General features: G+C 62.2%; 17 protein-coding genes and 1 tRNA gene. 14 read left to right on the top strand and 4 right to left on the bottom strand.

The features are described 5' to 3' along the window. Nucleotides 1-161 precede the first annotated feature (161 nt). From A4R29_RS26495 to A4R29_RS26480, 4 genes are all read left to right on the top strand, one after another. Nucleotides 162-434, top strand: a complete 273-nt coding sequence (locus tag A4R29_RS26495; protein WP_013529251.1) for a DUF4164 domain-containing protein — start codon at nucleotides 162-164, stop codon at nucleotides 432-434. 11 nt (nucleotides 435-445) lie between these two features. Then, on the top strand, nucleotides 446-811 hold the full coding sequence (locus tag A4R29_RS26490) for a cell division protein ZapA (protein WP_013529252.1): 366 nt from the start codon (nucleotides 446-448) through the stop codon (nucleotides 809-811). Nucleotides 812-1,035: 224 nt separating this feature from the next. Beyond that, complete coding sequence (locus A4R29_RS26485; protein WP_063173204.1) at nucleotides 1,036-1,695, top strand: peroxiredoxin; 660 nt, start codon at nucleotides 1,036-1,038, stop codon at nucleotides 1,693-1,695. Nucleotides 1,696-1,838: 143 nt separating this feature from the next. Further along, on the top strand, nucleotides 1,839-2,711 hold the full coding sequence (locus tag A4R29_RS26480; protein WP_063173203.1) for an MBL fold metallo-hydrolase: 873 nt from the start codon (nucleotides 1,839-1,841) through the stop codon (nucleotides 2,709-2,711). Nucleotides 2,712-2,851: 140 nt separating this feature from the next. Here A4R29_RS26480 and rpoH read toward each other — a convergent pair whose 3' ends face one another. Together rpoH and A4R29_RS26470 are read right to left on the bottom strand one after the other, a co-directional pair. Then, nucleotides 2,852-3,763, bottom strand: a complete 912-nt coding sequence (gene rpoH / locus A4R29_RS26475) for an RNA polymerase sigma factor RpoH (RefSeq protein ID WP_013529255.1) — start codon at nucleotides 3,761-3,763, stop codon at nucleotides 2,852-2,854. 201 nt (nucleotides 3,764-3,964) lie between these two features. Further along, complete coding sequence (locus A4R29_RS26470; protein WP_027163164.1) at nucleotides 3,965-5,005, bottom strand: RluA family pseudouridine synthase; 1,041 nt, start codon at nucleotides 5,003-5,005, stop codon at nucleotides 3,965-3,967. A 27-nt stretch (nucleotides 5,006-5,032) separates the two neighbouring features. Between A4R29_RS26470 and A4R29_RS26465 the strand changes: the two genes are divergently transcribed. The 7 genes from A4R29_RS26465 (at nucleotide 5,033) to A4R29_RS26435 (ending at nucleotide 8,946) form a co-directional block, all read left to right on the top strand. Then, entirely contained in the window at nucleotides 5,033-5,416 is a 384-nt protein-coding gene (locus A4R29_RS26465) for a hypothetical protein (protein ID WP_063173202.1), read from the top strand. A gap of 48 nt (nucleotides 5,417-5,464) precedes the next feature. Continuing rightward, on the top strand, nucleotides 5,465-5,872 hold the full coding sequence (locus A4R29_RS26460; RefSeq protein ID WP_023810974.1) for a VOC family protein: 408 nt from the start codon (nucleotides 5,465-5,467) through the stop codon (nucleotides 5,870-5,872). A gap of 90 nt (nucleotides 5,873-5,962) precedes the next feature. After that, nucleotides 5,963-6,037: transfer RNA gene (locus tag A4R29_RS26455), tRNA-Glu, on the top strand. 248 nt (nucleotides 6,038-6,285) lie between these two features. Further along, nucleotides 6,286-6,462: a Flp family type IVb pilin gene (locus tag A4R29_RS26450; RefSeq protein WP_013529259.1), complete on the top strand. Its 177-nt coding sequence runs from the start codon at nucleotides 6,286-6,288 to the stop codon at nucleotides 6,460-6,462. A gap of 274 nt (nucleotides 6,463-6,736) precedes the next feature. Next, on the top strand, nucleotides 6,737-7,318 hold the full coding sequence (locus A4R29_RS26445) for a VOC family protein (RefSeq protein WP_013529260.1): 582 nt from the start codon (nucleotides 6,737-6,739) through the stop codon (nucleotides 7,316-7,318). 22 nt (nucleotides 7,319-7,340) lie between these two features. Then, entirely contained in the window at nucleotides 7,341-8,198 is an 858-nt protein-coding gene (locus A4R29_RS26440) for a glutathione S-transferase family protein (protein ID WP_063173201.1), read from the top strand. Nucleotides 8,199-8,577: 379 nt separating this feature from the next. Continuing rightward, nucleotides 8,578-8,946, top strand: a complete 369-nt coding sequence (locus A4R29_RS26435; RefSeq protein ID WP_063173200.1) for a hypothetical protein — start codon at nucleotides 8,578-8,580, stop codon at nucleotides 8,944-8,946. A gap of 15 nt (nucleotides 8,947-8,961) precedes the next feature. Here A4R29_RS26435 and A4R29_RS26430 read toward each other — a convergent pair whose 3' ends face one another. Beyond that, complete coding sequence (locus tag A4R29_RS26430; RefSeq protein WP_013529263.1) at nucleotides 8,962-9,174, bottom strand: hypothetical protein; 213 nt, start codon at nucleotides 9,172-9,174, stop codon at nucleotides 8,962-8,964. A gap of 306 nt (nucleotides 9,175-9,480) precedes the next feature. Between A4R29_RS26430 and A4R29_RS26425 the strand changes: the two genes are divergently transcribed. Continuing rightward, entirely contained in the window at nucleotides 9,481-10,395 is a 915-nt protein-coding gene (locus tag A4R29_RS26425; RefSeq protein ID WP_027163162.1) for a DUF2865 domain-containing protein, read from the top strand. 123 nt (nucleotides 10,396-10,518) lie between these two features. Continuing rightward, nucleotides 10,519-10,755, top strand: a complete 237-nt coding sequence (locus A4R29_RS26420) for a hypothetical protein (RefSeq protein WP_013529265.1) — start codon at nucleotides 10,519-10,521, stop codon at nucleotides 10,753-10,755. A gap of 87 nt (nucleotides 10,756-10,842) precedes the next feature. On the opposite strand, the gene A4R29_RS26415 is transcribed toward A4R29_RS26420, so the two are convergent. Then, complete coding sequence (locus A4R29_RS26415; protein WP_013529266.1) at nucleotides 10,843-11,193, bottom strand: hypothetical protein; 351 nt, start codon at nucleotides 11,191-11,193, stop codon at nucleotides 10,843-10,845. Between the two features lie 191 nt (nucleotides 11,194-11,384). Here A4R29_RS26415 and A4R29_RS26410 point away from each other — a divergent pair, with 191 nt between their 5' ends. Continuing rightward, nucleotides 11,385-15,950, top strand: coding sequence for a PAS domain-containing protein (locus A4R29_RS26410; protein WP_167355190.1), 4,566 nt, complete (start codon nucleotides 11,385-11,387; stop codon nucleotides 15,948-15,950). Nucleotides 15,951-15,962: the final 12 nt, after the last annotated feature.

The following is a 15,962-nucleotide window of genomic DNA, read 5'->3' as shown; positions in this document are numbered from 1 at the left end:
TTGCCGGTCTTGTGATGCCGGCGGCGGACCTACATTAGCGTTAGCGGGGGACAGTCGCGAGAGCTTTGTTGACGTTGCCTTCACCCGGTGCCTAATGTTTCAGGGATAACGCGTTCTGAACGTGAACGATTCGGTGATGGGCAGGGCACAGGACGAAGGCCATGACCGGGGAAGCCACACTCAAGGAAGTCATCGCGAGGCTGGGCAAGGCCATCGAGGGGCTGGAAAACGCCGTCGCGGCCAAGCTCGAGCATGAACGCGACTACTCCGAAGCCGAGGCCGAGGTGCAGCGGATGAATGCCGATCGCTCGCGGCTGGCGCAGGAACTCGATAATTCCGAAGCGCGCGCCGAACGGCTGGAAGATGCCAACAAGGAAGTCTCGCGACGTTTGGTGACTGCCATGGAAACCATCCGCGCCGTGTTGGACAGATAGGAGCTGGCCCGATGGCACAGGTCACGGTTTCAATCGACGGCAAGCAGTATCGCATGGCCTGCGACGAGGGCCAGGAAGAGCATCTGATCGACCTTGCCGAGCGCTTCGACCGCTATGTTTCGCACCTGAAGGATTCATTCGGCGAGATCGGCGATCAGCGGCTGACCGTGATGGCCGGCATCATGGTGATGGATGAACTCTCGGAGTTGCAAAAACGCGTCAAGGGCATGGAAAGCGAAGTGCTGACCTTGCGCAAGACCCGCGACGAGGCTCTGACCAAGGCCGACAAGAGCGATAGCGTGCTGACCAACGCGCTCAGCGCGCTGGCACAGCGCATGGAAGACCTGACTGTGACAATGGCGGTCAACAAGAGCTGAGGCAGGATCTCTCCTGTCCAGCTCAACAGGCTCTCATCCGCGTGCCGAGCATTCGGCAGCATAAAAATGCTCGCGTGCCGCCGACAAGAGTTTCATATTATCTTGCAGTCACGATTTTTGCGCTAAGATGCAACGATGCCCGGGCGGGGCAGCTCGATGGCGGCACGGGTTGCCGCTTGTCGTTCCTCGCTGCCGACGGGTTCCGTTTACAGGGGAGATGTATCATGAGCCTTCGTATCAACGACATTGCGCCGGATTTTACCGCCGAGACCACGCAAGGGACGATCAAATTCCACGACTGGATCGGGGACGGATGGGCGATCCTGTTCAGTCATCCCAAGAATTTCACGCCGGTCTGCACGACCGAGCTTGGCACGATGGCGGGGCTCGAAGGCGAATTCAAGAAGCGCAACGTCAAGATCATCGGCATTTCGGTCGATCCGGTCGAAAGCCACGGCAAGTGGCAGGACGACATCAAGACGGCGACCGGCCATTCGGTGAACTACCCGCTGATCGGCGACAAGGACCTCAAGGTCGCCAAGCTCTACGACATGCTGCCGGGCGGTGCCGGCGAGACGTCGGAAGGCCGCACGCCGGCCGACAATGCCACGGTGCGCTCGGTCTATGTCATCGGACCGGACAAGAAGATCAAGCTGGTGCTGACCTACCCGATGACCACGGGCCGCAACTTCGATGAGATCCTGCGTGCGGTCGATTCCATGCAGCTGACCGCCAAGCATCAGGTGGCGACGCCGGCAAACTGGAAGCAGGGCGAGGACGTCATCATCACCGCTGCCGTCTCCAACGAGGACGCGATCAACCGCTTCGGCGCTTATGAGACCATCCTGCCGTATCTGCGGAAGACCAAGCAGCCCTCTGCCTGACCGCTCCTCGGAACAGTTTTTGGCTTTCCTGTCGCCGCGAGCGAAATGATACTTGACTGGCTCACCCGAGCGGACAACCATGCTCCTCTCGGGTGTCGTCAGAGAAAATCATTCCTGACGACCGAGAGTTGGGGAAGCCAGAATTGGACGTAGCTTTGGCCAGGCCGCAGGTCAGCGGCTTCTACGACAAGCCGACCGGGGCCATCCAGTATGTCGTCGCCGACCAGGCGACGAAACGCTGCGCCATCATCGATCCGATTCTCGATTTCGACGAGAAATCCGGTGCTACGGCAACGACGAATGCCGATATCCTGCTCGACTTCGTCAGCGAGCAGGGGCTGAGCGTCGAATGGATCCTCGACACCCATCCGCACGCCGATCATTTCTCGGCGGCGCACTATCTGAGGGAGAAGACCGGAGCGCCGACAGCGATCGGCGACAGGGTCGTCGACGTCCAGAATTTGTGGAAGGCGATCTACAACTGGCCGGATTTTCCCGCCGACGGTTCGCAGTGGGACAGGCTGTTTGGTGAAGGCGAAACCTTCACGGTCGGCACGCTTCCGGTCAAGGTGCTGTTCTCGCCCGGCCATACGCTGGCGTCGATCACCTATGTGATCGGCGATGCCGCCTTCGTCCACGACACGCTGTTCATGCCCGACAGCGGCACAGCGAGGACGGACTTTCCCGGCGGCAGTGCCGCGCGGCTCTGGCGCTCGATCCAGGACATACTGGCGTTGCCGGACGAGATGCGGCTGTTCGTCGGTCATGACTATCAGGCCGGCGGCCGCGAACCCTTGTGGGAAAGCACGGTCGCCATACAGAAGGCGACCAACACCCATCTTGCCGCCGTCCGCAGCGAGGCCGAGTTCGTCGCCCTGCGCGAAGCGCGCGACAGGACGCTGCCGATGCCGAGGCTGATCCTGCATGCGCTGCAGGTCAACATGAATGGCGGGAGGCTGCCCGAACCCGAAGCGAATGGCCGGCGGTACCTGAAGTTTCCGCTGGATGGGCTTTGAGAGATCGCTGCCGGCGAAGCTGCAATCTCCCCCCTTGCGGGGGAGATCGGATGTCGTCTCCGCTTTCGCCAACCACACAAGAAAAAAAGCGGCGCCAGTTTCCTGGCGCCGCCTTTAGATCTTGTGGCCTTTAGCCGGCTTTAGGCTGCGGGCTGCGCCTCAATAGTGCGCAGCGCCTGGGTCTGGCGCTTGGCGGCGGCCTTGACCGCATCCTGTACCTTCTCGAAGGCGCGCACCTCGATCTGGCGCACGCGCTCGCGGCTGATGTCGAATTCGGACGAAAGCTCTTCCAGCGTCAGCGGCTCCTCGGCGAGGCGACGGGCCTCGAAGATGCGCCGCTCGCGCTCGTTGAGCACGGCAAGAGCGCCCGACAGCATGCCGCGCCGGTTTTCCAGCTCGTCCTGCTCGATCAGCATCTCTTCCTGGCTTTCGTGGTCGTCGACCAGCCAGTCCTGCCACTCGCCGGACTCACCTTCGCTCGCCCGGATCGGGGCATTGAGCGAGGCATCGCCCGACAGGCGGCGGTTCATCGACACCACTTCGGCTTCGGAAACGTTCAGCCTGGTGGCGATCTCGGCGATCTGGTCGGGCTTCAAGTCGCCGTCGTCGAGCGCCTGGATCTTGCCCTTCACCTTGCGCAGGTTGAAGAACAGGCGCTTCTGGTTGGCGGTCGTGCCCATCTTGACCAGGCTCCACGAGCGCAGGATGTACTCCTGGATCGAGGCCTTGATCCACCACATGGCATAGGTCGCGAGGCGGAAGCCGCGCTCGGGTTCGAATTTCTTGACGGCCTGCATCAGGCCGACATTGCCTTCCGAGATCACTTCGCCGATCGGCAGGCCATAGCCGCGATAGCCCATGGCGATCTTGGCGACGAGCCTGAGGTGGCTGGTGACGAGCTTGTGCGCAGCGGAGGTGTCTTCATGCTCGGCATAACGCTTGGCGAGCATGTACTCTTCCTGCGGCTGCAGCATGGGAAAGCGGCGGATTTCTTCCAGGTAGCGGCTGAGGCCGCCTTCGCCGGAAACGATACTGGGTAGTGACTGGGCCATGATAGCGCCCCCTCTCTATTGGAGTGATGCCCCCGAAACGCGGCGGGCATGTGACGCGAGCACCAAAAGGCTCGCCCGCGACATCGGATCTTATACAGGAACAAAACCAGAAAAGACAGGCATTTGTTCAACACGAAACAGTGTGTCACGGTGAAGTGAACAATGTCAGTCAGGTTTTTTGATGGCTTGTCGGTGACGGGTTCAGAGTTTGCGGAAGCCGCCGACGAGTTCCTCCATGTCCCTCGGTAACGGCGCCTCGAACCTCATCGTTAAATGGGTAGTGGGGTGGCGAAATGCAAGGAGCCAGGCATGCAAAGCTTGCCGGGGAAATGCCTTGACCTGGCTTTTCAGCGGTTCCGGCAGCCGGTTGGCCTTGGTGCGGAAGGCCTGGCCATAATCGGGGTCGCCGATCACCGGATGACCGATATGCGCCATGTGGACACGGATCTGGTGGGTGCGGCCGGTCTCCAGCCGGCATTCGACCATGCTGGCCGTGGCGAACTCCTGTTGGCTCTCGCCGAAGCGCTCCTGCACGGCAAAGTGGGTGACCGCATGGCGGGCGTCGTCGCGTCCTTCCGGCACCACGGCACGGCGCACGCGGTCGGCGGCGCGGCCGAGCGGCGCGTCGACCCTTCCGGTCGGCCTCTGCGGTATGCCCCAGACCAGCGCCAGATAGGCACGTTCGAGATCGCCGGTGAGGCCGTGATCGGCGAAAGCCTCGGAGAGTGACTTGTGGGCGCGGTCAGTCTTGGCGACCACCATGACGCCGCTGGTCTCCTTGTCGAGGCGGTGGACGATGCCTGGCCGCCGCACGCCGCCAATGCCGGAAAGGCTGTCGCCGCAATGATGGATCAGCGCGTTGACCAGCGTACCGGTCCAGTTGCCCGCTCCGGGATGCACGACAAGCCCGGCCGGCTTGTTGATGACAATCAGCTCGTCGTCCTCATAAAGCACATCGAGTGCGATGTTCTCGCCCTGCGGCTCCGCCGGCTCCGGCTCCGGCATGGTAATCGATACGCTTTCGCCCGGCGCCATCTTGCGCTTGGTCTCATCGATCAGCTTGCCGTCGACCGAGACCGCGCCTTGCCTGATCAGCATCTGCACGCGGCTGCGTGACATGTCCGGACCAAGCCTTGCCGCCAGCCACTGGTCGAGGCGCTGACCGGCCGCGTCCGCATCCGCCACCAGCACGGTCGGTACCGCCTCTATCAATTCAGGGGCCTCTTCGTTATGAGCGCTCATTGAAAAACCGTTCCGGAACTGTTTGCCATGGCCAGCCCGATCGCCGAAGAAGACCAGGATAAGCCGCTCGACCCCGAGGTCGAAAAGGTGCGCAGGAAACTCGTCCGCTTCGTCGGGATCAATCTCGGCCTGCTGTTCCTCGCCCTTATGGTGGTGATCGGCGCCCTTGTCTACAAAGCGCGCAATGCACCGCCGGCGAACCCGCCGCTGGCCGGGGATATCCAGACACTCGCCGGCGAACCGGTCAGCGGCGACATCGTGCTGCCGGTTGGGGCCAAGGTGGTCAGCCAGTCGCTGTCCGGCAACCGTGTCTCGATCGACGCCGAGCTTGCCGACGGCAGCCGCACGATCTTCGTCTACGACATCACTGAGCGACGCCTGATCGGCCGCTTTGCGATCCGCAACAAGTGACCGAGCCGCAACGATGAACGGCAGCAGGCCCATGAGCAAGCCTCGGGGATGAGCGGGTTCGCCGAACATCGTCGCGTCGCCACGGTCGCCCTGGTCGTCGCCAATTATGACGAGGCGATTGCCTGGTATGTCGAGAGGCTGGGTTTCCTGCTCGTCGAAAATGTCGATCTCGGCGGCGGCAAGCGCTGGGTCACAGTGGCGCCGGCCAACGGGCAGGGCGCCAGGCTGCTGCTGGCCGAGGCTTCCGACGAGGCGCAAAGCAAAAGTATCGGCAATCAGACCGGCGGGCGTGTCTTCCTGTTCCTGGAAACCGACGACTTTGCCCGCGACCACGCGGCGATGCTGGAGAAAGGCGTCGAATTCCGCGAAGCACCGCGCTTCGAGCCCTACGGCACGGTGGCGGTTTTCGCCGATCTGCATGGCAATCTCTGGGATCTGATCGAACCGAAACGATAGGCTGACGGCCGGCTTTTCCTCGACCGGGGAAAGCGGCCTAACCCCAGTTGCTTTTTCCCAGCGCTCAGCCTATATCGCCGGTTCTTGAACGCGCCCATCGTCTAGCGGTCAGGACACCGCCCTCTCACGGCGGGAACAGGGGTTCGATTCCCCTTGGGCGTACCAAGTTTTCGACAACTTTGCAGGATGCCGTCGATTTCGTTTCTGAAGTCGCGGAGCCTCGATACTGTGGCGTCCGGGAAACCCGCTCTGCACAGGTAGCCGCAGCCTTAAAAACTCCCAGTGGCACCAACCAACCCGGCCTTTATTTCATTCGTCTGGCAAATGTTAACGGACGCGAAACCGAGAACCTTAACGTCCCCGCAACTCACGGCGAATATTAGTTTTCGCTTTAGTAGCTGTAGGAGGTTGAAATGCAGAAAATAGCTTGTCGTTTCGCTTGGGACGAGTCTGGCGCGACCGCGATCGAGTATGGCTTGATCGCGGCTCTCATCGCGCTCGCGATCATCACCGGCGCCGGGGCGGTTGGCAATTCGCTCAACGGGATCTTCACGACCGTCGGCACTACGGTCAACAGCAGCGGCTCGTAAGTCGGTACATCAATTCGGTCGGCTATCGGCCGGATTCGCCGATCTCAGCCTCCAAAGCGCAGCGCGTACGTGCTTCCGATGCCGGGCATCGGAAGTGCGGACGGCGCACTTTCCATCAGTCGGCTTTATCCGTTGCGTCACCGCGTTCGTCGCTTCTGGCGCCGCGGAGCTGTTTGCATTAGCATCACATCATGGATCCTGGGGTACGGCTCCAGCGGCGCGCAGAACGCCGCGCTGTCCGTAAGGCCAGTTGATCCATGGGGGAGGAAGGCCAATGCAGAAGCTGCAATCGCAGGGCGTCCATCACATCACGCTGGTCGGCGCCGGGCGCCAGACCTCTATCGATTTCTGGGAAGGCGTGCTCGGCATGCCGTTCATCTTCGAACAGCCCAATCTCGACAAGCCGAGGGAAAGCCACCTCTATTTCGATCCCGGCGACGGCCGGCTGATCACTATCTTCACCGACGAGAGCCGGACGCCGGAGAAGCGGCGCACGCCGACCGATCCGGGCTGTGTTCACCACATCGCCTTTTCGGTGTCGCGCGTCACCTTCCTGCAGGCGGTCTCCCGGCTTGACGAGCGCGGCATCAAGCACAGCGGCGTCAAGGATCGCGGTTTCATGGATTCGATCTATTTCGAGGATCCGCTCGGCTTGCTGATCGAGTTGGCGTCCTACCGCTTCGAACCGCCGGCGGGCTTCACCCATGCGGATGTGCTGATGGAAGCGCACAGGCTGCGGGTCGGGCGCGGCGACTACAACATCGCCGAAGTGCATCTCGCCGATGCGATCCAGACGCTCGTAGAGCGTTCCCGTGCCACCCTGTCGGACGATCGGGCGCCGAAGAACCCATACTGAACAGACCAGAGGGAGGAACAAGATGGCCAAGACAGCGACGAAGACTGCCGGGAAATCCGCGGTCAAAGCTGCCGCCAAGCCGGCGGCGAAAGCTGCGGCAAAGCCAAAAGCCAAGGCGGCCGCCAAGCCTGCGGTGAAGGCGACGGCAAAAGCCGCGCCCAGGGCCAAGGCCAAGCCGGCCAAGAAGCCGGCGCTGAAGCTCAGCATGCTGAAGCCCAGCGTCAACAACATGACCGTGCGGGTGTTTGCGCGCGCGGCGGGTTTCGACCACGCCGAGACCGATGCCTGGGGCCACACCCGTTCGCCGGAGTTCATGGCGCGAAATCCCGCCCATTTGACACCGATGATCGAGGACAAGGGCCTGCCCAGAGGCGTGTTGTGGGAAAGCTGCGCTATCATGCAGTATCTCGCCAACAAGCACGGGTTGGAGAAATTCTATCCGAAGGCGCCGGCCAAGCGGGCGATGGTCGACAGTGCGATGTTCTACCTGATCGGCACGCTCTACCCCTATGTGGCGCGCGCCACCTATCCGGCGCTCGGCTTCCCGCACTATGCCGGCGAGGTCGGCCACAGCGACGCCCATCCCGACAAGAAGTCCGAAGCCCAGAAGGCGGCGATGACCGCGATCGCCGAGCCGCTCGAAGTGTTTCACAGCTTCTTCAGGGACGGCAAGCCGTTCATCGGCGGCAAGCATCCGTCGATCGCCGATATCCGGCTGGCGGCGACGCTCGAATTTCTGGCCGTCATCGACTATGCCTTGCCCACATGGGCGAAGGACTATGTGGCGGCGATCGAGGAGAAGCTCGGCAAGGCCTATAGCGAGCCGGCCGGCGACGTGCGCGGTTATATCGCCCATGTGAAGTCCCAGGCCAAGGCCTGAGCTTAAGGGTTCGTTAACCAAGGCCCTGTCTACTGCAGGCAATTCGCTTTCGGCCCGCGACCACGGATGTACTGGCGCAGAACGTCGCAGCGATAGGAAAGGTCGGCGCAATGCCGGCCTTTTGCTTTTCGCACGCTTTGTTCGACGCAATTCCCAAGGGAAAAGCGTTATGCGCCTTTCCGGGAAAACCGTTTCACACTTAACCGGCATTGCTTTATCGCCAGGCGCGATCGAGCAGCGATCAGACCGCGCAAGCCCAGTCAGGTGTCGCTTTTTCGGCGTCAAGTTTGCCGAGAGATATTGCCATTGCCGACGTTGGCCCTACCATCCATTGAGCGTCCCAGATGGACCGTGGTCAGGCGTGAGATGAGGGCTGGCGATGAAAAGCGTTGCGAGACGGATTGCGGTTGCGGGCGTGATGCTGGCGGGCGCTGTTCATGCGTCAAGTGCAACTGAACTCAACACGATGGACGATGTTGGGGCCGCGATCCAGGCTTGCTGGACACCGCCGGCGGGAGCGGGAACCGCCAGCGTCACCTTGAGCTTCAGCTTCAAGCGGGACGGCACGCTGATCGGCCCACCGAGGCCGACAGCCATCAAGGTGGAAGGCGATGCCAAGGCGAAGAAGTCCTTTGTCGACGCCGCAACGACCGCCTTGCAGAATTGTCTGCCCCTGACTTTCTCAGCGAAACTGGCGCAAGGCATCGCCGGCAACGTGTTCACGTTGCAATTCGCCTCTCCCAAGTAGGCACCCGCCGCCGGCTCAATGGTGACTGCGCCTTGCCGCGGCATGCCGGGCAAGATCGGGCGTTTCGAAGACGTAGTCGTTCCAGGCCGATTCCGGAACCTGACCGGCCAGATAGCATTCCAGCAACAGGCTTTGTTCGGGATTGAGAGGCCTTGGCGCGCGCTGATCCAGCCCCAGCGAGTGAAACAGGTTTCTTGTCAGGTCCGAGACGGTGAAGTGGATCGACATCTGCGTTCTCCCTTTGGTCCTTCAACGCGGAAGACCGGGCAAAGGTTTCGAACGCCTGGCGATAATGGCGGTCCGTTTCGTTGCAGGTCCGCGGCGAGGGTCGGGCTTGCGCTTTCCTTCGAGGTTCGTCTCAATCTTGAAATAAAAATGTAATATCGAATTTACACGAGATGACATAATGCAATAGACAAAAGCTTACTCCGGCTGAAGTTCTTGAGACAATTAGAGTTTACTCATATAGCTGAAGCTTGTGTAAGTTATGGACTGTAATTCCGGGTTCTCCGCAAAAAGGACCGAGTTGTCCCGATGATCCGTTTCTGGCCTTCCATGATGGTCGCATTGATTTCACTGGCGGCAATTTTGTTCGGGACGCTTTCGTCCTACGCGGACAGCTGCGGCGCGATCAGAAGCCAGTTGCTTTCGGGTGGCCGCAGCAACGGGGCGAACCCGGAGCTTGCTCAACTGCGCCGGCAACTTGCAGCCATCCAGACTATCGAGAGACAGCGCCAGTGCACGGCGAAAAGTTCGCTTGGTGGTCTCTTCAACGCTTGCGCCGATCTCGCCAGGAGCCGCTCGGATGTGCAGCGCCGGATCGCTGCCGCCGGGAATTCAGGCCGCGACACGGCGGGTCTGCAAGCGCGCCTCGTGGCGCTTGGCTGCGCGCCTTCGGCAAAGCAACGGTCTGCGCGCGCCGCGCCCGGCACCCAATCGGCGAGCACCACGTTCGGCGGCAATGCGATGCTGTTTTGCGTGCGTCTGTCGGACGGGTATTTCTTCCCGGCGCCAAAGTCGCAATTCGCCGCCAGCGGTGATCTGAAGGAGACGGCCGATCAATGCCGTTACATCTGCGATGACCCCAGCGTCGACCTCTACACGTTGAGCGATGCCAGCCTCGAAACCGACCAGATGGTCGCGCTCGACACGCGCAAGCCTTATACCGAACTGCCGGCAGCCTTCAGATATCGCGATGATGCGAATTTCAAGGCATGCGACGTCAAGCGATACTACCAGCGGGTCACCGAACTGCGAGCCAGGACTGTGACGCCCGCCAACATGCGCAATGCCATTATTCCGCTGCCGACGGCGAAGCCGGATCTCGGCACCGTTGCGGCCGTCCCTGGAATCGATGCCGAAGCGCCAGGTGCCGCCCAGCACCTTTCGATCGAGGCCGGCAAGCGGTCGGTGCGCGTGGTCGGCCCGGCGTTTTTCCCGGCCGAATGATCGCCGGCTTCCCCAATTGGCGATCACCGGCTGCGGCGTGCCTGCTGCGATGCGGTTGCCTGATCCGGCTGGAACAGAGAGGCGCTCACGGCGTTGTGATCGACATCAGCCGGGAGAAACGCCGTGGCTACGTTCCGGGAAATGCGGGTGCTGGAGATCGTCGAAGATGACTCGCTGACCACCGAACAGAAAATCGCCGAACTGCGCGAGATCGAATCCGAGGCGCGTGGGCTGCAGCGGGCTGCCTCGGAGGGTCCGATGGACGACGATGACGGCTGGCAGGAAGATCTGCGTCAGGTTCGTCTCGCACTCGACAAGCTCGGTGCGAAGGAGCCGAAAAAGGGCGCTGCTTCACTGTGAGGCCGGGTCACCGAAGCTATCCCCGGATCGCGTCTTGATCGCATCCCATCCGAAAACCGGGTCCCGCTTTTAGGGACCCGCTCCGATCTAATCGCAGACCATGCGAGCTCTCTTGCCAGGCTCGCTGACGTTCCTGCAGGTCAGCGGTTTCGCTGGCGCCGATAGGGAAGCGGACGCAGGCAACCTCGTCTGGTGCCGTCTCGGTGCGGCATGGCTGACCTTGCGCTCGGAAAAACGCCGGTCCGGCTGCGGCGCCACAGGAAAAGCGCCGTTCTCGACCTCGGATTGCCCATAGTCGACATTCGGTGGCGGCCGATCCCAGAATCGCCGGACATCAAGCGGTCTCGGGATGACGACCGTGCCGTCATAACTGCGCGAGCAACCGCCGCCGAAAAGCAGCGCCAGCCCCATGAAAAAAGGCACAATCCGTCCAAGCATCAGCAATACCCCTGCCGTTGCTTATATAGCGGGTTCGACCCCGCCGACAACCGGGCGGAATGAAGCAGACCGCGCCGCGCAATCCTGTCCAACCGACCGTTAAGGTTAGCGGATCCTTAATGCTTCTGGGGCAGATTCCGCCGACGAACCGCGGAGGAGGGTTCGGCCTTGGTTTTCGGGGTGGGGACGGCATGGCGGAAGCGGACGAAACAATCGGCGCGCGCGGCAAGCGCGGGCCTCGCAGATCCACAGTGCATGGCGACGATGCCTCATCGTCCGCCTCTTGCATGGATTCGAACGATGCGCTTCGCCAACTCGTCGAAGCCGGTTCGGATTGGGTCTGGGAAACGGACGCCGAACTGCGCTTCTCCTGGCTTTCGCAAAATTACCAGGCCGCCACCGGCATCGATCCGGCAAACGTGCTTGGCCGGTTCCGCTTCGACTTCCTCAACCAGGTCCTGAACGGCGATCGCAGTGGCGCGGCGCATCTGGAGGATCTGCAGGCGCACCGGCCTTTTCGCGACTTCGTCTATGAGCTCAAGGCTGGCAGCGCCGACTGTCGCTGGGTTTTGACGTCAGGCTTTCCAAAGTTCGACGACGAAGGAAGATTTGCCGGCTATCGCGGCATCGGCCGCAACGTCACGGCTCTGGCCGGCGCCTTCAAAAATCTGGGGCGGGAACCATCGGGTGATGGCGAGCCCGACCAGCATCTGGCCGACCTCGAGCGGACGATGGACGCCATGCATATGGGCGTCGTGCTTCTCGATGCCAGGCTCGACACGCTGATCGTCAACAAGGCCTATCGCGACCTCTCGAAGATTCCGGACGGTGCTGTTGCCGTCGGCGCTCCGTTCAGCCTGTTGATGGAGCTCAACCGCCGCAGCGGCATCTATGGCGACATCGACGAACAGCAATGGCAGCGCTACCTCGCTACTCGCCTCGACGAGATTCGCGCCGGATCCGTCGCGCCGCGCGAATTTGCCCATGCCAACGGCAGGACGATGATGTTTTCGGTGACGGCGTTGTCCGGGGGCAGGCGGCTGCTGACCTACTATGAGGTCACCGAGATCAAGCAGCGCGATGCGGAGATCAAAAACGCCAATGCCAGGAATGCCGAGACCTTCGCCGGTCTCCGCACAATGGTCGACCAGATGCCGATCGGTGTCCTCGTGCTCGACGCCGATATGCGCGCCGAGATCATCAACCGTGCTTTCTATGATTTCTGGCAGATCGACGCCCGGCGCGCCGAGATCGGCTGCAGCTTCCGCGATCTGATGGACGCCAGCCGCGACATCGATCCGTTTGGTGCCGACGATGCGTCATGGCAGCGGCATGTCGCCGAGCGCGAGGCGGAAATCAGGGCCGGGATCGCCGGATCGCGGCAGTTCCCGCGCAATGACGGCCGCACGCTGATATCGTCGATGGCGCCGCTGGCCGGCGGGAAGCGGCTGATCTCCTATGTCGACGTCACCGACATGAAGGACCGGGAGGCCGAACTTGCCGAGGCGCTGGAGAAAGCGCGGCTGGCGGAAGCGGTGATCAACGCCGTCAAGGATCCGATCTTCGTCAAGGACGACCATCTGCGTTTCGTCTTCGTCAACGAGGCGTTCGCCGCTCTGTTTGGCCAGACGCCGCAAGCCATGCTCGGCAAGCCCGGCGGCGATTTCCTCCCAACGAACGCGGTCGCGCTTTTCGAGCAGAGCGAACGTGACGTCCTTGCCACCGGGCGGCCGTACGAAGTGGAAGAGAATTTCGAGGTCGACGGCGCCAGCCGATCGCGCATCGTCAGGAAGAGCCGCGTCGGCATGGCCAGCGGCCGCAACTACGTTGCCGGCTTCCTGTTCGACATTTCCGACATGAAGCGCCGCGAGACGGAGGCGCAGGACGCGCGCAAGCATCTCGCCAACGTGCTGGAATCCTTGCCGGCCGCCGTGATCATCTACGATCGCGACGACAGGTTCGTTTTCGCCAACCGCAAGATCCAGGATACGCTGCCGGCCTTGAAGCCGGCGTGGCAGCCCGGCTGTACATTCCGCGAAGCACTCGTGCTGGGTCATGCGAACGGCTATTTCCGCTGCAGCGGCGATCCGCAAATCGACCAGCTCTACGACAGCGATCATGACCGCTGGCTGGACGCGATCCTCGCCCGCTACCGCTTGCCCAGTTCCTCCTACGAGCGTCACAATCCCGATGGCCGCTGGTATCAGGTCTACGACATGCGGACCGACGACGGCACCTTCATCGGCGTTCGCGTCGACATCTCCGAGATCAAGAGCCGCGAGGCGGCATTGCGCGATTCCATGCGCCAGATCGACCTGTTCCGGCATGTGATGGACGAGTTGCCGGTGGCCGCCTTCATCAAGGCGCAGGACCTGAGCATCGAATTCGTCAACAAGGCCTGGTGCGCGATCACCGGCTTGGCCAAGGAGGATGTCATCGGCCGCACCGACCGGCAGTTGTTCGGCGCGCAGGACGCGGATGGCTACAGCCATGACGACACGCAAGTCGCCGTGACGGGCGTCGTCAAGGAGGTCGAGGAACCCGTCACCCATCGCGACGGCACGGTTCGGCAGTTGATGACCCGCAAGAGCCGCCTGGTGGCGCTGGACGGGTCGGTGCATCTGGTCGGTTCGAGCACTGACATCACCGACGTCAAGGCACGCGAGCGTGCGCTGGAAGAAAGCATGCGCGAGAACGAGGTGTTCCGCAGCCTGATCGACAATGTACCGGTATCGATCTACGCCAAGCGCTCCGATCTCAGGCAGTTCTATGTCAACAAGGGTTGGTGCGATCTGACGGGCTTCAGCAAGGAAGAGGCCATCGGCAAGACCGACATCGAGATTTTCGGGCCGGATGGCGAGGCCTTCGTCAATGGCGACCTCGCCGTGCTGCGCACCGGCGAAACTCAGGAGGTCGAAGAGACGGTGACGCTGGCCGACGGCAGCGTCAGGCATCAATTCGCCCGCAAGGGCGCGATGATCGCCTCCGACGGTTCGCTCTACCTGATCGGCTCGACCACCGACATCACCGAGCTGAAGATGCGGGAGGCCGAACTGCGCGAGGCGCGGCAGCGCGCCGTGCTCGCCGACCGCGCCAAGTCGGAATTCCTCGCCAATATGAGCCATGAGATACGTACGCCGATGAACGGCGTGCTCGGCATGGCCGAACTGCTGGCCAAATCGGACCTCGACCCGAAGCAGAAGACGTTTACCGACATCATCGTGAAGTCGGGCAATGCGCTGCTCACCATCATCAACGACATACTGGACTTCTCCAAGATCGATGCCGGTCAGCTGGTGCTCGATCCGGCGCCCTTCAATCTGGCCGAGGCGATCGAGGACGTGGCGACGCTGGTGTCGACGCGCGCCAAGGAGAAGGACCTCGAGCTGATCGTACGTGTCGAGCCTCGGCTCGAGAGCCTATTCATCGGCGATGTCGGCCGCATCAGGCAGATCGTCACCAACCTGCTCGGCAATGCGGTGAAATTCACCGATGAGGGCCATGTGCTGGTCGACGTCACCGGCGAGAGGGTTCCAACCGGAACGAAGCTCACCATCTCGGTCACCGATACGGGCATCGGTATCCCCGAGGAAAAACTGAAACTGGTGTTCGAGAAATTCAGCCAGGTCGACACTTCATCGACGCGGCGGCACGAGGGGACCGGCCTCGGCCTCGCCATCACCTCGCGGCTCGTCGAGCTGATGGGCGGCGACATCGGGGTCGAAAGCGCCGAAGGCAAGGGTTCGACGTTCTGGTTCTCGGTGACGCTGCCGAGGGCCGGACAGCAGAACGGACAACGCATCATGCCGATCGACGTGACCGGCGCGCGCGTGCTGATCGTCGACGACAATGCCGTCAACAGGGCGATCCTGACCGAGCAGATGACATCATGGACGTTCGATTCCTGCGCGGCCGAAAGCGGCGCCGAAGGCCTCAAGGTGCTGATCGCCGCTGCCGCCTATGGCGTGCCGGTCGATTGCGTCGTGCTCGACTACCAGATGCCTGAAATGAGCGGCGCCGAAATGGCGCGGATCGTGCGCAACACCGCTGGCCTTGCCGGAACGCCGATCATCATGCTGACCTCGGTCGACCAGTCGCTCGCCAACACCAGCTATCGCGATCTCGGCATCGATGCCCAGCTGATCAAACCGGCGCGCTCTTCGGTGCTGCTGGAAACGCTGGTCGCCACCATCCAGCGGCATCGCCACAACACTGGCGGCAGCGACGCGCAGCCGCTCGCGGCCGACGTCGCTGCGAGCAATGTGACGCGGCCGCAGCCCTCGGCACCGTCCGAACAGCGGGCGCTGCTGCAGCCGCCTTCGATTCGCCCCCGGCCACCGGTGGCGGCTGGTGGCAACAGGCTGGACATACTGGTGGCCGAGGACAATGAGGTAAACCAGATGGTGTTCACCCAGATCCTCGGCGAGACCGGTTATGGTTTCGAGATCGTCGGCAATGGCCGCAAGGCGCTCGACACCTTCGGCCGGCTCAACCCGTGCATGATCCTGATGGATGTCTCCATGCCGGAGATGAACGGTCTCGAAGCGACCGCCGCCATTCGCCGGCTGGAGGAAGAAACCGGCACGCATGTGCCGATCGTCGGCGTCACCGCGCATGCGCTGAAGGGCGACCGCGAGCGCTGCCTGGAGGCAGGCATGGACGACTATCTGCCCAAGCCGATCAGTCCCCGGGCGCTGCTCGAGAAGGTCGAGCGCTGGGTCGGCGCCAGCCGGCAGGCTCAGCGCAACGCCGGGTAGGGCCGGTCCTGC

Source organism: Mesorhizobium ciceri biovar biserrulae (assembly GCF_001618845.1).
GTDB classification, from domain to species: Bacteria; Pseudomonadota; Alphaproteobacteria; order Rhizobiales; family Rhizobiaceae; genus Mesorhizobium; species Mesorhizobium ciceri.
This window is presented reverse-complemented; position numbering and strand designations above follow the sequence as displayed.

Excerpts from the sequence above, each read along its gene's own strand:
- A4R29_RS26495 (WP_013529251.1), top strand. The coding sequence starts at position 162 with ATGACCGGGGAAGCCACACTCAAGGAAGTCATCGCGAGGCTGGGCAAG.
- A4R29_RS26490 (WP_013529252.1), top strand. The coding sequence starts at position 446 with ATGGCACAGGTCACGGTTTCAATCGACGGCAAGCAGTATCGCATGGCC.
- A4R29_RS26485 (WP_063173204.1), top strand. The coding sequence starts at position 1,036 with ATGAGCCTTCGTATCAACGACATTGCGCCGGATTTTACCGCCGAGACC.
- rpoH (WP_013529255.1), bottom strand. The coding sequence starts at position 3,763 with ATGGCCCAGTCACTACCCAGTATCGTTTCCGGCGAAGGCGGCCTCAGC.
- A4R29_RS26470 (WP_027163164.1), bottom strand. The coding sequence starts at position 5,005 with ATGAGCGCTCATAACGAAGAGGCCCCTGAATTGATAGAGGCGGTACCG.
- A4R29_RS26465 (WP_063173202.1), top strand. The coding sequence starts at position 5,033 with ATGGCCAGCCCGATCGCCGAAGAAGACCAGGATAAGCCGCTCGACCCC.
- A4R29_RS26460 (WP_023810974.1), top strand. The coding sequence starts at position 5,465 with ATGAGCGGGTTCGCCGAACATCGTCGCGTCGCCACGGTCGCCCTGGTC.
- A4R29_RS26450 (WP_013529259.1), top strand. The coding sequence starts at position 6,286 with ATGCAGAAAATAGCTTGTCGTTTCGCTTGGGACGAGTCTGGCGCGACC.
- A4R29_RS26445 (WP_013529260.1), top strand. The coding sequence starts at position 6,737 with ATGCAGAAGCTGCAATCGCAGGGCGTCCATCACATCACGCTGGTCGGC.
- A4R29_RS26440 (WP_063173201.1), top strand. The coding sequence starts at position 7,341 with ATGGCCAAGACAGCGACGAAGACTGCCGGGAAATCCGCGGTCAAAGCT.
- A4R29_RS26435 (WP_063173200.1), top strand. The coding sequence starts at position 8,578 with ATGAAAAGCGTTGCGAGACGGATTGCGGTTGCGGGCGTGATGCTGGCG.
- A4R29_RS26430 (WP_013529263.1), bottom strand. The coding sequence starts at position 9,174 with ATGTCGATCCACTTCACCGTCTCGGACCTGACAAGAAACCTGTTTCAC.
- A4R29_RS26425 (WP_027163162.1), top strand. The coding sequence starts at position 9,481 with ATGATCCGTTTCTGGCCTTCCATGATGGTCGCATTGATTTCACTGGCG.
- A4R29_RS26415 (WP_013529266.1), bottom strand. The coding sequence starts at position 11,193 with ATGCTTGGACGGATTGTGCCTTTTTTCATGGGGCTGGCGCTGCTTTTC.
- A4R29_RS26410 (WP_167355190.1), top strand. The coding sequence starts at position 11,385 with ATGGCGGAAGCGGACGAAACAATCGGCGCGCGCGGCAAGCGCGGGCCT.